This is a genomic window from Niallia sp. MER 6, from assembly GCF_023714395.1.
Lineage (GTDB): Bacteria > Bacillota > Bacilli > Bacillales > Cytobacillaceae > Niallia.
Map to the genome: position 1 here is coordinate 127,073 of NZ_JAMAUK010000012.1, position 15,772 is coordinate 142,844.

Below are 15,772 nucleotides of genomic sequence, written 5' to 3' on the forward strand. Positions count from 1 at the left end.
AAAGGAGTTTTTCTAATGGCTAGACCAGTATTAACAGCACCAGAAGGACCACCCTCTCCAAATGAGCAACTAAAAATAGACAGTAACTATTTGCGCGGAAGCTTAGCAGACACGATGCAGGAACCTCTGACATCAGGGATTCCACATGATGATAACGTGCTAATGAAATTCCATGGAAGTTATCTGCAGGATGATCGCGACCTTCGGAATGAACGTCAAAAGCAAAAATTAGAGCCTGCTTATCAATTCATGCTTCGCGTTCGAACTCCTGGAGGTGTCGCAACACCTGAGCAATGGCTGAAAATGGATGACCTTGCCCAGCGTTATGGTAACCAAACATTGAAGCTTACAACGCGTCAGGCATTTCAAATGCATGGTATTCTGAAGTGGAATATGAAGAGCACTATCCAGGAAATTCACCAATCGATGCTTGATACAATAGCAGCTTGCGGTGACGTTAACCGTAACGTTATGTGTAATCCAAATCCCTATCAGTCGGAAGTTCACGAAGAGGTATTCAGCTGGTCACAGAGATTGAGCGATTACCTTCTTCCTCGGACTCGTGCCTATCATGAAATCTGGCTTGATGAAGAAAAAGTCGCTTCTTCTCCAACAGTGGATGAAGAAATAGAGCCAATGTACGGTCCTGTTTACTTGCCAAGAAAGTTTAAAATCGGGGTAGCTGTCCCTCCTTCTAATGATGTGGATGTATACTCACAAGATCTTGGCTTTATCGCGATTGTTGAAGAAGGGAAATTGGTTGGTTTCAATATTTCCATCGGCGGCGGCATGGGTATGACACATGGAGATACAGAAACGTATCCACAGCTCGGGAAGGTTATTGGCTTCTGTGAGCCTGAGCAAGTTTTAGAAGTTGCAGAAAAAGTAATTACCATCCAGCGTGACTACGGAAACCGCTCTGTGCGTAAAAATGCCCGTTTTAAATATACTGTCGATCGCCTCGGCTTAGAAAATGTTAAAGCAGAATTAGAGTATCGCCTCGGCTGGGATTTACAGGAAACAAGGGAATTCCATTTTGATCATAATGGCGACAGATATGGCTGGGAAAAAGGTGTTAAAGGGAAATGGCATTTCACCCTGTTTGTAGAAGGCGGACGTATTAAAGACTTTGATGACTACAAGCTGATGACAGGCTTGCGTGAAATTGCGAAAATCCATACAGGTGATTTCCGTCTTACAGCTAACCAAAACTTAATCATTGCTAATATATCAACGAAAAATAAGAAAAAAATTACAGAACTAATCGAACAGTATGGTCTATTAGATGGCAAGCATTTCTCTGCATTGCGCAGAAACTCTCTTGCTTGTGTTTCTTTGCCGACATGCGGTCTTGCAATGGCAGAGGCTGAGCGCTACTTGCCGCGCCTAATCGATAAGATTGAAGAAATCGTCGATGCGAATGGCTTACATGATAAAGAAATTACTATTCGCATGACAGGCTGCCCTAATGGATGTGCTCGACACACAATCGCTGAAATCGCATTTATCGGAAGAGGTCCTGGCAAATATAACATGTATCTTGGCGCAGCCTTTAACGGAAGCAGATTGAGCAAGCTTTATCGTGAAAATGTCGGAGAAGAAGATATTTTAAGCGAGCTTGGTGTTCTTCTGCCGCGCTACGCAAAAGAAAGATTAGAAGGCGAACACTTTGGTGACTTCGTCATTCGTGCTGGTGTTGTTAAAGCAGTGACAGACGGAACAAACTTCCATGCAGTATAAGCAAAAACCGAGATAGGTTGTTCCTATCTCGGTTTTTTTCATGCTAGTTGATTAAAGGCTTCCGGCAATTGCTCTTCACCTGAAACTAAATCAAAGGAACGCTTATATGTTCTTGAATCATCAAGAGACGCGGCGATAACTTTTGCGACATCTCCCCTTGGAATAAAGCCTCTAGTTAAATTTTCCCCAAGCTGTATCCTTCCTGTTGCAGTCTCATCCGTAAGTCCTCCAGGCCGAATGATTGTGTAATTGAGATTGCTGGCGAGCAGCATGCGGTCTGCATAATGCTTTGCAACGTAATAAGGTAAAATATGCTCATTCCAATTTTCTCTCTTATGAGCCTGTAAGGCACTAACCATGATAAAGCGGTCAATTCCCACCTTTTCGGCTGCTTCCACAGTTTTCACTGCACCATCTAAATCGATTAACAATGTTTTATCCGCCCCAGTGCTTCCACCTGAACCAGCTGTAAACACGATGGCATCACAGCCTTTCATAGCTTCGGCCAGCTCATCCACGCTTCCCTCAAGATTAGCTAAAACTGTTTCAATGCCTTTGTTGGCATATGCCTCACTTTGCTCCTCAGAACGGACCATAGCCCGCACGGCATGTTTGTTCTCATTCTGCAACAAGTCTACAAGCTGTTTGCCTATTTTTCCATTTGCTCCTACAACTAACACTTTCACTATTTTAGCTCCTCCTTTTTTATACCTTATATAGATTGTCTCATTCTCCTTATCATAACTTCAAATAGTTTGATTATAGAAAAGAAGTCATCTGCACTTTAGATGACTTCCCAAATTTTGTACTGATTTTATTTTCTGTTAACCTCAAGTATGTTATACAGCTCAGAAAGACTCTTAATCTCATAAGTAGGCTTCCACTCCGTAGTATTTGCAATCCCATTCGGATTAACCCAACATGTATCAATACCAGCTAAAATGCCGCCCTTAATATCTGCACTTAAAGAATCACCGATAATCAACGTTTCATTTAATGTCAAATTTGGTATGCGCTCAAATACTAAATCAAAAAACTCCTTCATCGGCTTCTGATATCCTGTATCCTCAGATACAAATACAGCTTTAAAGGATGAGAACAAGCCTGACAGCTTTAAACGTCTATCCTGTGTTTTGGAAATACCGTTTGTAACAATATACAAGTCAAATTCATTCTGCAGCTCCTGAATAAGCTCCAGTGCACCAGCAATAAGCTGATGTCCCTCACTAAGACCTCTGCGGTAATGCTCTTCCAGCTGCATGCCATCCACCACTTTCCCCAGCTCTTTAAACAGCAGGCTGAATCGTGTACTGAATAATTCCTCTCGCGAAATCTTGCCGTCCTCAAAGGCTGCCCATAAGCGGCGGTTAATTTGTGAATATTTGTTATGATTATCTGTACTATATTGAATACCTTGGCTTTCCAGCAACATGCGCAATGATTCTTGCTCTGCCGCTGCAAAATCCAATAATGTGTCATCAATATCAAACAGCAATGTCCTGTATTTTCTCATGATAGTATTCCCCCTACAACACAGAAGCTAGCCTTTTTATACCTGTGCGCACCTCTTTTTATACTTAACTATATAGAAATGGAAATCAAAAAGGAAGTCCAATCAACAGCTAAAATATATGCTTAGCATCTGCTGCCATGCTTCTGATGCGCTCCAAGTATTTTGTCATCGCTTGATCTTCTTCAAGAGGATAACGATAATGTAAGTGTGTGGCCACAGCTGCTCCAAGATGCCTGAATAAATCACTCATCATAAACAAGGCTTGCCACAAGCTCTCATCATTACTGTCTGTATAAGTTTGTTTATACATACGCCAATATTCCTCTGGCAAATATTCTCCAAAATATTTCCCCATCTTTCCTGTCGACACTCTGAAATCATGGTGAATACCAATCCACCAGGAAATCATTTCATCAAGCATTGGTCTCACAATTGTTTCTGCCATGTTTTTTGCATATGGCAGCTCCTTCCGCCATATTCCCTTTGCAACATTCTGTTGGCACCACCAAAATTCATTGCATACATGCTGATATTGAATATCTGACGGTGCCTTTACATGATAGCTCCTGTCAGAAGCAGAATTAATTTTCGGAAGGATGCCGTCCTTATCCAATAAGGGCACAGTGAGAGAATCAGACCCGTAATGTTTTTGCATCGACTCTTTTGTTTCAAGATGAAGATCAATCCGATTGCCGTCGGTAAACAACATTAAATATCCGTATGATTGGCTGACGTCAGCCTTACGTCCAGCAGCCAAATCCATTTTATCAGGCTCCTGAAGCATAATAAGATTGCCAAACACCTGTATCCAGCACTCATCCGAAAGAAAGGAGCCTGTTTCTGTGACAACATAAACGAAATCATAATCCTGCAGGATATCCTTTTTCACATTTGGATTTGTTCTGGAGCCGTTCATATACACTGCTCTAATTCTATCATCCCTTTTAGCATATCCAAGGATAAGCTCAAGCATTTCCTGTTCTGTTCTGATTTGTGCCGCCCCCTATTTTACCGATAAATAACTGCATTCCTCCACAGGCTTAAGCGCATGTCCGTTATCATCTGTACACCATGACTGTGATTGAAAGGCAAGGAAGATAGCTGCCCAACGATTTTCTTTTTCAAAATGGATAAGGATGCCACCGTCCTGCCATGCTCCATTATCCTTTTTCCATCTTCCAACATTACCTTGATTCATATGAATATCATGAATGCCGTTTCCCGGCTTAAATTTAAAGTACTGATCTGCTTTATTCTCCTCTGGGCCCCATCTTTCCCCAAAAGCATAAATGACAGCCTCCTTCTCCAGCGCCTCTTTCACATAACGCTGCATCTTCTCATTGAGGTCATTATCTTCCCCATCAAGATCTGCTGGAAGGGGAACCATTTTTTTAGGATCAAATAGATTGCCTCTAACATAATCAAGCGCAAGATCAGGTTCATTATTTTTTATAAGTGTAAAACCAGACTTAAGCGCAGGCAGCTTGGAGATATCGTCAGAATTAAAGTCCTCTCCCACATAAAAAAGTACTTCTGAAGGATACGCTTGTGACTTAATATTAACAGCAATCCGGTAATCAACACCTTCATCATCCTTTATATGAATCTGATAATGAGGAGAATCACCGCTTCCCAACATCGTGTTTATAACCTTCCCCTTTAGCACACCGTATTTGTTTAAAGACATTCCTATTCCTCCTCTTTTAAAGATGTTTTCCTATCAACATTTTCGCTACGCAATGCGAATATCCTCTTAAAATATTTCTTTACGATTAAAATAAGCAGCAAGCCCTAAGAGCATTAACTGCTGAAAAAAGCCCTCAAGTTTTATTATAAACTTGAGGGCTTTTTAAAATTATTATTCCTTAACATGGTATCTGCCTTTAGGCACAACTAAAGGAGTAGCGGAAACTGGATCACTAATTACTGTACAATTGAGTCCAAATATATCTTTCACTAATGTACTAGTAATTATCTCGGAAGGCTTGCCTTCTCCTACCAGCTTTCCTTTTTCAAGGGCAAAAATATAATCTGCATAACGAGCTGACAGGTTTATATCATGAAGAACCATTACAATTGTCGTCCCGTACTTACGATTAAGGTCTGTTAACAAATCTAAGATTTCTACTTGATACGTAATATCTAAAAAAGTGGTCGGCTCATCAAGAAATAATATATCCGTTTGCTGTGCCAGCGCCATCGCAATCCAAACTCGCTGCCTTTGACCGCCTGAAAGTTCATCAATATCATGATTTGCAAATTCTGTTATATTCATAATTTCCATTGCTTCTGCAACTGCTTCATAGTCCTTCTTCGACCAGCCGCTTAGCAAGGATTGGTGCGGAAACCGTCCACGACCGATTAAATCTGCTACTGTAATACCTTCTGGGACTACAGGAGATTGCGGTAAGATACCTAAAACTCTCGCTAATTGCTTTGGTGGAATTTTGCTGATTGCTTTCCCATCAAGCGTAATTTGACCAGATGAAGGTTTTATCAACTTGGCAAGAGTTTTTAGAAGAGTCGATTTTCCGCAGCCGTTAGCTCCGATTATAACGCTGATTTTGTTGCTCGGAATCTTCAGCTCTATCTCGTTTAAAATCATTTTATTTTCATAGCCTGCTATTAACTTTTCCGCCCGAAAATCATGTATTGTTTCCATTACAATTCTCCCTTTCGATTCATTCGGATTAACAGCAAGATTAAATACGGCGCTCCTAGCAATCCAGTTATTACCCCTACCGGGAACCGATACTCAAAAGCAAATTGGCCAATTAAATCTGCCGCTAACACTAAGCTGGCTCCTACAAGACCTGCTGGTAAAATATTAGAGAAACTCGCGCCTACTAATCTATTAGCAATCGGACCTGCAAGAAAGGAGACAAATGCAATCGGACCTGTCGTTGATGTCGCAATAGCAATCATAAAAACAGAACTTACAATAAGTAAAACCCTTGTCTTACCAGCAGCAACACCAAGGGAAGTTGCCATTTGCTCACCAAGTTCTAAAATATTCAAGTGTCTGCCTAACAATAGAACAATTGGCGTAAATAGAATGACCGTAATTATCAGCGGCGGCAGCTCTTCCATCCGAGAGCCATTCAAACTTCCATTAAGCCACCTAAGTGCTGCTGGAATATCCTGCTGCGAACTGATTAACAAAAGATAAGATATTACGGCATCAAGTATAGCCTGTATTCCTATTCCAATAAGAATTAAGCGTCCAATAGAGAAAGATTTCCCTCGGGATAATACGTACATAAAAATAACAGTTACAAGACCTGCAATAACAGAAGCAATAGACACAACTGCATTGCTCGTATGAAACATAGTGATACACAGAACAGCTGCAGCACTTGAGCCAGATGTTATTCCTAGAACATTTGGGTTTGCAAGTGGATTGCGCAGCATTGTTTGAAATATATAGCCAGCAACACCAAAGGCAAAGCCTGCAAAAAGACCTGCAACCATTCTTGGTAAACGTATCGTATTGACTGCAAAAGAAACACCTGCAATTTTTTCCCCTGAAAGTGTTCGAATAACTTCTTGGATGGGATAGATTGTGTTACCCAATAAAAGCATTGCGCAGCAAAGAATACAAGTCAGCAGAAGCAGTAAGCTAGTAACTTGTATCCATCGACGCCGTCTTTTGCGGATGCCTGTCATAATAAAGTTAACTTCACTAGATTGATTTTTCATAATGACCGCACTTTCGATTTCTTCGCTAATATGATGAGTATTGGTGCCCCTATAAATGCAGTGACAACACCAACTTCTAGTTCTCCAGGACTGGCAACAAGACGTCCAATTACATCAGAGAACGTTAATATAATTGCCCCTGCAATTGCGGACATCGGAATGGTAAATCGTACATCTGGACCAAGTATTAGCCGCATAACATGTGTAGATAAAAGTCCAATAAAGCCAATTGGACCTGCTAACGCAGTAGCTGCTCCACATAATATCACACCGCCAACAGCCGCCCCAAGACGTAAAATTCCTGGTCTGACGCCAAGTCCTGATGCAACATCGTCTCCTAGTGCAAGAGCATTCAATGCTGGTGCCGAAATAAAGGCGATGATTAGACCAATTGCCAGAAAAGGAAGAAATGTTGTAATAGAATCCCAAGTTCCTGAACCAACACTGCCTACTTGCCAGAATCTGAATTGATCCATAGCATAAGAATTAGGTATCAAAATAGCCGTTACAAGGGAAGAGAGAGCTGCAGTTGTTGCAGCTCCCGCCAATACAAGCTTTATTGGTGTTGCTCCCCCTCGTCCCATTGAACCAATTCCAAAAACAAATGCTGCTGTTAATGCTGCTCCTATTAAAGCAAACCATATATATTGATTTGCTGTACTAATATTAAAGAATGCCAGTCCACAAACAACAAATAATGCTGCTCCAGTATTTACTCCAAGTATGCTAGGATCTGCAAGCGGATTGCGCGTAATAGCTTGCATTAGCGCTCCAGATACTCCTAATGCAGCTCCGCATAATAAACTAAAAATCGTTCTGGACAGACGCTTACGCACAATATTTGCCGCAAAGGAATCTTTATTCTGACTAAACAATCCGTCCATTATGTCTTGAAAGCTGACCACACGAGCCCCAAAGGAGAGAGAAGCAATAATACTGGCGATTAATAATATAATGGACAAAACAATAACTAGCTTAAAGTTTCTGGGAACATGCAGGTCCATCTGTTTAACTTTTGAAGCGGAGAAACTATTCATTGATCTTATCGACAGCTCCGCCAATTAGCTCTAAATACTCATCAATAGTGTATTCGATTGAAAGCGGAGTTGGTGTTCCCGCTGCAACCAATGGTGTATCACTTGCAATAAATGCTACTGAACCTCTTTTTACAGCAGGGATGTTTCCAAGTAATGGGTCTGCCTTAATTGCGTTATATAAATCGTCGTTACCGTAACCTACAATTACATCAGCATCATTAAGTGCTTCTACATTTTCCGCACTTAACTCTAGAGAATAACTGTTAGGGTCTGTAATTAAATCTTTAACACTGTCTGGATAATCAAGTCCAAGTTCTTTCAAGAAAGCAACACGGGAGTCAACCGGTGTATATAAATGAAGCTTAGATAAGTCATCAGCTGAGAAGTTTACCCAAACTACTTTTTTACCTTCAATTTGAGGGTATTTAGTCAATTTCTCTTTAATCATATCCTCAACATCTGTAATAAGCTGTTCGCCTTCTTCTTTCATTCCCATACCTGTTGCATTCAGTTCCACTTGTTCACGCCATGTTGTAGCCCAAGCTGCTTTTGGGTATGCAACAACGGGAGCGATTTCAGAAAGGGTATCATAATCTTCTTGCGTAATACCAGAGTAAGCAGCAAGAATAACGTCTGGTTTTGCATCTGAAATAGCCTCAAAATCAAGACCGTCAGTATCTTGGAAAACATTAGGTTTTTCTGCATTAAGCTCTTCTAGCTTCTCTGCAGTCCATGGAAGCAGACCACTGTCATCCTGTACCCCAAAGTTTGCTGCTGAGAATCCTGCAGGCACTACACCAAGAGCTAAAGCAACATCTTGATTTCCCCATTGAATAGTAACAACACGTTCTGGTTTTTTTTCAATAACTGCTTCACCTAAAGCATGTTTTATTGTAATCGGATATTGGGAATCTGAATCGGAAGAAGCAGATTCCTCATTATCAGAATCATTTGATGATGAATTAGAACAACCTGCTAATACTAAGATTGCAATAATTGAAAATAATAGTAACTGAAGAAATGACTTATTGCGTTTTATATGCATATCTAGGTCCCCTCTTATTATGTATTATGAAAGTTTAATAGAGCAAAAAGTGATCAAGAATTATTGAAAAAGTCATATTCATCACATTTTACAATGATTATCATTCTCAATAATAATAATTCTTTTTTATTTTTCTGTCAATTGTTTCTTTTTGAACCAAATTCAAGCAAGCCCTTTTACTAGATTTTTAAAATAAATAAACCCTATAGACAAATTAGTCTATAGGGTTTACTTTTATCTATTTATTCAACTGTAACAGATTTAGCCAAGTTACGCGGCTTATCAACATCACAGTCTCTATGAAGTGCTGCATAATAAGAAATAAGCTGCAGCGGTAATACAGAGATAAGGGGTGTCAATAACTCATGCACAGCCGAAACGATAAAACGGTCGCCGTCCATCTCCAAGCCTTTCATGGAGATGATGCACGGATTAGCACCGCGTGCAACCACTTCTTTAACATTTCCGCGTATGCTCAAGTTAACACTTTCCTGTGTTGCTAAAGCAATGATTGGCGTTCCTTCTTCAATTAAAGCAATCGTACCATGCTTTAATTCCCCGCCTGCAAAGCCTTCTGCCTGGATGTAAGAGATTTCTTTAAGCTTAAGCGCACCTTCTAGACCAACATAATAATCAATTCCGCGGCCAATAAAGAATGCATTTCTTGTTGTAGATAGATATTCTCTAGCAATCGTTTCAAGTTCGTCTTTTTGCTCAAAGACAACTTCCATTGCATTTGCAATGATGCCTAGCTCATGCACTAAGTCAAAGCTGCTGTCATAGCCCTTGCTTCTGCCTGTTACTTCAGCAAGTATAGACAATACTGCCATCTGCGCAGTATATGCCTTTGTGGAAGCAACCGCGATTTCAGGACCTGCATGCAGCAGCAATGTGTGGTCTGCTTCACGAGACAGTGTAGAACCAGGAACATTTGTGATAGTGATTGCTGGATAACCAAGCTCCTTCACTTGCACAAGCACAGCTCTGCTATCAGCTGTTTCACCACTTTGCGTAATGAAAATGAACAATGGTTTTTCAGAAAGCAATGGCATATTGTATCCGAATTCACTAGCTACATGAACCTCTACCGGAATCTTAGCTAAGCTTTCAATAAATTGTTTGCCTAGCAGACCTGCATGATAAGAAGTTCCTGCTGCAATGATATATAGGCGATCTGCTGCTTTTACTGCATCTATTATAGCAGGATCAATTGTAAGCTTCCCATCTTCATCTCTGTATTGTTGAATGATTTTACGAATAGCAAGGGGCTGCTCGTCAATTTCCTTCAACATGTAATGAGGATAAGTTCCTTTTTCAATGTCACTTGCGTCCAATTCAGCTGTATAAGCTTCCCGGGAAATAACTTCTCCGTTTAAAGTCTCAATTACTACTCTGTCCTTTGAAACTAGAACAATTTCTTTATCCATTAGTTCAACATATTGGTCTGTCACTTGCAGCATTGCCATTGCATCGCTCGCTACTACGTTGAAGTCTTCTCCCAATCCGACTAAAAGGGGACTTTTGTTTTTAGCAACATAAATTACATCTTTGTTTTGCTCATCCAATAGAGCAAAAGCATAAGAACCTTTTAGCATCTTCAACGTTTGCACAAATGCTGCTTTAACATCTTTGCCGCTCTCAACAATTTGTTCAATTAATTGAATAACTACTTCTGTATCTGTATCACTTTTCATTTCAACTTCTGGCAAGTATTCCTTTTTTAACAGATCGTAGTTCTCAATTACTCCATTATGAACAATGGTAAAACGACCAGACGCACTTTTATGCGGATGTGCATTCAATCTGCTTGGCACACCATGTGTTGCCCAGCGTGTATGGCCAATTCCTGTATCAGCAAACACTGTTTCATCCACAATGCTGCGCAAATCTGCAATTCTGCCTTTTTCTTTAAATACCTGTACTCCGTCCGCATTGCTTAAGGCAATACCTGCAGAATCATATCCTCTATATTCAAGCTTTTCAAGCCCTTTTAATAAAATCTCTTTTGCATCCTGGTTTCCAATAATACCAACTATTCCACACATACTTCTTTTCCTCCGTTCTAGGGGAGCAAGAAGTCTTCTTAGGGGACAAACTTGCTCCCCTATCTCTGTAATGTTTATAATTAATCTTTATGTTAGCATGCCCTATTCTTTGTCCATTAAGTTACCTTAATGTTTTAAAATAAAGCTCACGATTTGCTATAACCGGGAGGCATCCGCCGAAATATCGATAAACCTCCTCCTCGTCAACTAGCATAAGTTTCGTCCACTGCTAGTTCAGGCGCTTTATGAAATTTTACTTTCTTTTTCTCCCTCCCTTTTCTTATATTGCTTTTTTTCACAAAAGCAAGTTAATCATACCTTACTTTCAAATAATCCGTCAAATACTAATAGTTAAGGTATTTTACTTTTATGAAAAAAGAGGATAAAGAAAGATTCAACCAGTGAATTTTCTTTACCCTCTATCCTATTCAGTATTTAAAAAAATGTGACAATACCTTGCTTACTGCTCTTTCAAGCCCATTTCCTTCTCTACTACTTCAGCAATGATATTAACATATGCATCACATAATTCGCTTGTTGGAGCCTCTGCCATTACGCGGACAAGCGGTTCCGTTCCAGAAGGACGAACTAAAATTCTGCCGTTGCCATTCATGTCCTCTTCCACTTTACTGATGACTTCCTTCACCTGCTCATTATCTGTCACATGGTACTTGTCAGTCACCCTAATGTTCACTAACTTTTGCGGGAACTTCTTCATTTCTCCTGCCAACTCTGATAACGGCTTTTTCGTTGCCTTCATAATGTTTACAAGTTGAAGACCTGTCAACAGACCATCACCAGTTGTATTAAAATCAAGGAAAATAATATGGCCTGACTGTTCTCCGCCAAGATTATAACCATTTTTACGCATTTCCTCCACTACATAGCGGTCACCGACAGCTGTAGGTATGCTATTAATTCCATGCTGCTCCAGCGCCTTATAAAAGCCTAAATTGCTCATTACAGTCGATACGACTGTATCTTGTTTAAGGCGGCCAGTTTCTTTCAGATATTTAGCACAAATATACATGATTTGATCGCCATCAACGATCTCACCTTTTTCATCAACAGCTATTAGGCGATCGCCATCCCCATCAAAAGCTAAACCAACATCCGCTTGTTTTTCCTTCACAAATTCCGCCAAAGTTTCTGGATGAGTAGAGCCTACCCCGTCATTTATATTTAATCCATTTGGAGATGCTCCCATTGTTGAAATGTCAGCATCCAAATCAGCAAAAAGATGCATAGCAAGAGCAGATGTTGCTCCGTGTGCACAGTCAAGCGCAACATGAATGCCGTCAAACTCTTCATCAACAGTTTGCTTCAGGAACTGCAGGTATTTTTGCCCACCTTCAAAATAATCATTAACTTGTCCAAGATCTGCTCCAGTTGGTCTTGGCAATGAGTCAACACCTTGATCAATCAATGCTTCTATTTCTAATTCTTGTTCATCTGAAAGTTTAAAGCCATCTGGACCGAAAAACTTAATGCCATTATCGGCAACAGGGTTATGGGAAGCGGATATCATTACACCGGCCTGTGCTCCCAGAACTTTTGTCAAATAGGATACCCCAGGTGTAGAAATAACACCTAAGCGCATTACTTCCGCACCGATGGAAAGCAATCCTGCTACTAGGGCTCCTTCCAGCATATGGCCTGAAATACGAGTATCACGGCCAATCAGTACTTTAGGCCGATCTTGATCTTTTGTCAGGACGAAACCACCGAATCTCCCAAGCTTAAATGCTATTTCAGGTGTCAGTTCGCTATTTGCTACTCCTCGTACTCCGTCCGTACCGAAATATTTACCCATTCCTAAATCGCTCCTTCTAACTAATATAAATCTTTATTCATGTTAAGCGTCTTTTTCCGTTATTGATACACTTGCTGTCTCTTTTGCCAGCTCCCAGCTGATCTCATCAGGACCTTCAACCGTTATCTGTACTTCATGTTCACCAGCAGACATCCCGGTCAGATCTAGATACAGAGAAAAATCTGATGCTGCTAAGCCTTTAACAATCTCATCTGCTCCAGTTACATCGAGACTTGCGCTTTTATCAGCAGGGTCTGTTATTTCTGCCACAAGCTCATCACCCAGACCTTGTATGTTAATAGGTATACCGCTGATTGTTTTTGTGCTCGGTTCTTCTGCAGATGCTGTTTCATCTGAATCATCTTCGCTTGAGGAGGAAGATTGCTCTGAATCTGCACTATCCTTCCCAACTGTCACTTTAACAGTGGCCGTTACAAGCTCCGGTTCTACAGCCGTCACGCCATTTGAGATAATTACAGGAAGTTCAATATTTGAATCCTTATCTATATCACTTAAGTCCACTTCAACTCTTGTACTGTCCACTTCTTTTAGTATATCTTCTGGACCGGAAATTGTCGCTTCCGTTTTGTTTAAAGTAATAGAGTCAATGGTAATATTGGATGGCGGATCACCTTTTTCTACAATATTGATTGGAACTGTTTTACTTGTTCTTGTTACAGGGATATTCACATCCACCGTTTCTGGTTCCACTTCGACATCCAATTTATTTAAACTGCTATCTAAAACAGATACTTTGGCCTTTTGGCTTATATCCTTACTAGTTCCTTCTTCCAGCTCTACATTTGCTTTGACATAGGCTATCTTCTCAATTTCATCCTTAGCTCCTGTAACCTTTACAGTCGAAGGACTGACAGTTGCCGAGCCAGTTGAATACCCCTTAGCAATCAAGCTGCTGTTATACTCAGCTTCTACGCTTACTTCTTTTGTTACTTTCTCTTTTAAAGTTACCTCAATAGTGTCAGGATCAATATCGGCTTTCAGTTTATCAGAAAGATCTTTGACCTGAAGGGTAACCTTTTTCGTGCCAATTTCTGCATCAGTCAAATCAACATACACTTCAAAATTCTTTTGCAGTCTTGCCGATTGTAAATGGACTGTGGGTCCTGTCAGCGTAACATCCACTGTTTCCGGCACTCCGGATACGATAAGATTCTCTGTATCATAGTAGACCTTTACAGGCATATCCTTTACTACTCCAGTATCCTCTGTTCCTGGGACATTCACATCATTAGAGTTATCATTTCCATCATATACATATAAAAACAATAGCAACGCAAGAGCGAAGGCAATTACCTTCATAAACCAATTGCTTTCTCCGATTCTGTCAAATAACTTATTCATTTATTCTTCCCCTTCCAGCTCCACTTAACAGAGGAAGCATGTTTGGCAGAAGGTGCAATTAATGCACTGGACAATAGTTCTTTAAATGCTTCCAATTTAAGATCTCGATGGAGGTCGCCATTTTTGGTAATAGAAATAGCTCCAGTTTCTTCAGAAACAACAATAGTAATGCTGTCCGTTACCTCACTGATGCCAAGTGCAGCTCTATGCCTTGTGCCCAGCTCCTTTGATATGAAAGGACTCTCAGACAAAGGGAGATAACAGGCAGCTGCAGCTATATTATTTTTTTGCAAAATAACGGCACCGTCGTGCAGAGGAGTGTTTGGGATAAAGATGTTAATCAAAAGCTCAGAAGATATTTTGGAATCTAATGAAATCCCCGTTTCAATATAGTCATTCATGCCTGTCTCTCTTTCAATGGAGATAAGCGCACCAATTCTCCGTTTTGCCATATAATCAACAGCTTTTACAATGGATTCGACCACATGTTGCTGTGCTTGGTCTTCCGGTATTCCGCTTCGCGAAAAGAACTTTCCTCTACCAAGCTGTTCGAGTGCCCTTCTCAGTTCTCCTTGGAAAATGATGATGAGCCCTAGTGCTCCCCACTGAATCACTTGCTCCATCATTGTTCCCATTGTCTGCAAGTTGAAATAATCACTCAGCAGCTTCACGATTAGGATAACAAAGATTCCTTTTAATAATTGGACAGCTTTTGTACCCTTTACTATCATAAGGATTTTATAGATGACATACCACACAAGGAGAATGTCTACGGTATTCGCTAAATATTTTAAAAAAGGGAAATCTGCAAACGACATTTTCCTTCCTCCAAAGCATATATATTTCATAAGCAATCGCTGCTTGTTTTATTTACCTACAATTATCATATTATATCACATTTGTGTTTAATACCAATCAGGACATACTAATTTTAAAAAACAGGAGGATGTTTCTATAAACCATTGGAAAATTCTTGGTTTTATTATATGATGCTTCTTCCGTTTTTATCAGTGTTAGGAATGAAAAATCCCTGCAATTAATATGCAGGGAGGCTATTCTTTGCTTCTTCACCTTTAAATATGTCCGTGATATCATCGAATGTTGACTTGATGTAGTACCAAAGCCAATCAAAGACTTCATTAACTTCCTCAATCTCACCTGTAACCTGGTTCGCAGAAGCCATATACTTCTCTCCATTTATAACGGTGACATCGCCTTTCACTTGTCCTTCTATCTTAATATTTCCATTTCGGACTACGATATCTCCCTCAACTACCTCTCCTTTAGGAACAATAACCGTATCATTTTCAACAACCAAATTAGGCTGTTTTGAAACAGAAAATTCATGGTTTTCATTCCAAGCGGAAAGGAGACTTGAAATCATTAATACAATAAGAAAAACCGGGCATAGCCCGGTCCTTTTCATGGTTAGAGAATATCCGATAATTTGTACTCTATGCCATGTACCCCTTTATAATACTCAGGATACATTTCACCCCCACATTTTTCACATGCAAA

Annotated in this window: 13 protein-coding genes and 1 pseudogene; 1 reads left to right on the plus strand and 13 read right to left on the minus strand. The window is 40.2% G+C overall.

Annotated elements, in window-relative coordinates:
• The first annotated feature begins 15 nt into the window (after positions 1 to 15).
• Positions 16 to 1,740 (plus strand): assimilatory sulfite reductase (NADPH) hemoprotein subunit, encoded by a 1,725-nt coding sequence (gene cysI, locus M3600_RS16065; protein WP_251646678.1) that lies wholly within the window; start codon positions 16 to 18, stop codon positions 1,738 to 1,740.
• A gap of 38 nt (positions 1,741 to 1,778) precedes the next feature.
• On the opposite strand, the gene M3600_RS16070 is transcribed toward cysI, so the two are convergent.
• From M3600_RS16070 to M3600_RS16130, 13 genes and pseudogenes are all read right to left on the minus strand, one after another.
• Entirely contained in the window at positions 1,779 to 2,426 is a 648-nt protein-coding gene (locus M3600_RS16070) for an SDR family oxidoreductase (RefSeq protein ID WP_233316822.1), read from the minus strand.
• A 128-nt stretch (positions 2,427 to 2,554) separates the two neighbouring features.
• Complete coding sequence (locus tag M3600_RS16075; RefSeq protein ID WP_251646680.1) at positions 2,555 to 3,253, minus strand: YjjG family noncanonical pyrimidine nucleotidase; 699 nt, start codon at positions 3,251 to 3,253, stop codon at positions 2,555 to 2,557.
• Positions 3,254 to 3,362: 109 nt separating this feature from the next.
• The gene (locus M3600_RS16080) at positions 3,363 to 4,244 is read right to left on the minus strand and encodes an aminoglycoside 6-adenylyltransferase (protein ID WP_233316932.1); all 882 of its coding nucleotides are present in this window, start codon (positions 4,242 to 4,244) and stop codon (positions 3,363 to 3,365) included.
• Positions 4,245 to 4,256: 12 nt separating this feature from the next.
• Positions 4,257 to 4,940, minus strand: coding sequence for a DUF2278 family protein (locus M3600_RS16085; protein WP_233316820.1), 684 nt, complete (start codon positions 4,938 to 4,940; stop codon positions 4,257 to 4,259).
• 171 nt (positions 4,941 to 5,111) lie between these two features.
• Complete coding sequence (locus tag M3600_RS16090; protein WP_233316819.1) at positions 5,112 to 5,915, minus strand: ABC transporter ATP-binding protein; 804 nt, start codon at positions 5,913 to 5,915, stop codon at positions 5,112 to 5,114.
• The gene (locus M3600_RS16095) at positions 5,915 to 6,952 is read right to left on the minus strand and encodes a FecCD family ABC transporter permease (protein WP_233316818.1); all 1,038 of its coding nucleotides are present in this window, start codon (positions 6,950 to 6,952) and stop codon (positions 5,915 to 5,917) included. The genes M3600_RS16090 and M3600_RS16095 overlap by 1 nt, the downstream gene beginning before the upstream one ends.
• Entirely contained in the window at positions 6,949 to 7,989 is a 1,041-nt protein-coding gene (locus M3600_RS16100) for a FecCD family ABC transporter permease (RefSeq protein WP_251646682.1), read from the minus strand. The genes M3600_RS16095 and M3600_RS16100 overlap by 4 nt, the downstream gene beginning before the upstream one ends.
• Entirely contained in the window at positions 7,982 to 9,034 is a 1,053-nt protein-coding gene (locus M3600_RS16105; RefSeq protein ID WP_251646684.1) for an iron-siderophore ABC transporter substrate-binding protein, read from the minus strand. The genes M3600_RS16100 and M3600_RS16105 overlap by 8 nt, the downstream gene beginning before the upstream one ends.
• A 242-nt stretch (positions 9,035 to 9,276) precedes the next feature.
• Complete coding sequence (glmS, locus tag M3600_RS16110; RefSeq protein WP_251646686.1) at positions 9,277 to 11,079, minus strand: glutamine--fructose-6-phosphate transaminase (isomerizing); 1,803 nt, start codon at positions 11,077 to 11,079, stop codon at positions 9,277 to 9,279.
• A gap of 460 nt (positions 11,080 to 11,539) precedes the next feature.
• Positions 11,540 to 12,892: a phosphoglucosamine mutase gene (gene glmM, locus M3600_RS16115; RefSeq protein WP_233316814.1), complete on the minus strand. Its 1,353-nt coding sequence runs from the start codon at positions 12,890 to 12,892 to the stop codon at positions 11,540 to 11,542.
• 42 nt (positions 12,893 to 12,934) lie between these two features.
• Positions 12,935 to 14,254 (minus strand): CdaR family protein, encoded by a 1,320-nt coding sequence (locus tag M3600_RS16120; RefSeq protein WP_233316813.1) that lies wholly within the window; start codon positions 14,252 to 14,254, stop codon positions 12,935 to 12,937.
• On the minus strand, positions 14,251 to 15,072 hold the full coding sequence (gene cdaA / locus M3600_RS16125; protein ID WP_192486549.1) for a diadenylate cyclase CdaA: 822 nt from the start codon (positions 15,070 to 15,072) through the stop codon (positions 14,251 to 14,253). The genes M3600_RS16120 and cdaA overlap by 4 nt, the downstream gene beginning before the upstream one ends.
• A gap of 218 nt (positions 15,073 to 15,290) precedes the next feature.
• A pseudogene (locus M3600_RS16130) lies at positions 15,291 to 15,647 on the minus strand (bactofilin family protein); the annotation flags it as partial.
• Positions 15,648 to 15,772: the final 125 nt, after the last annotated feature.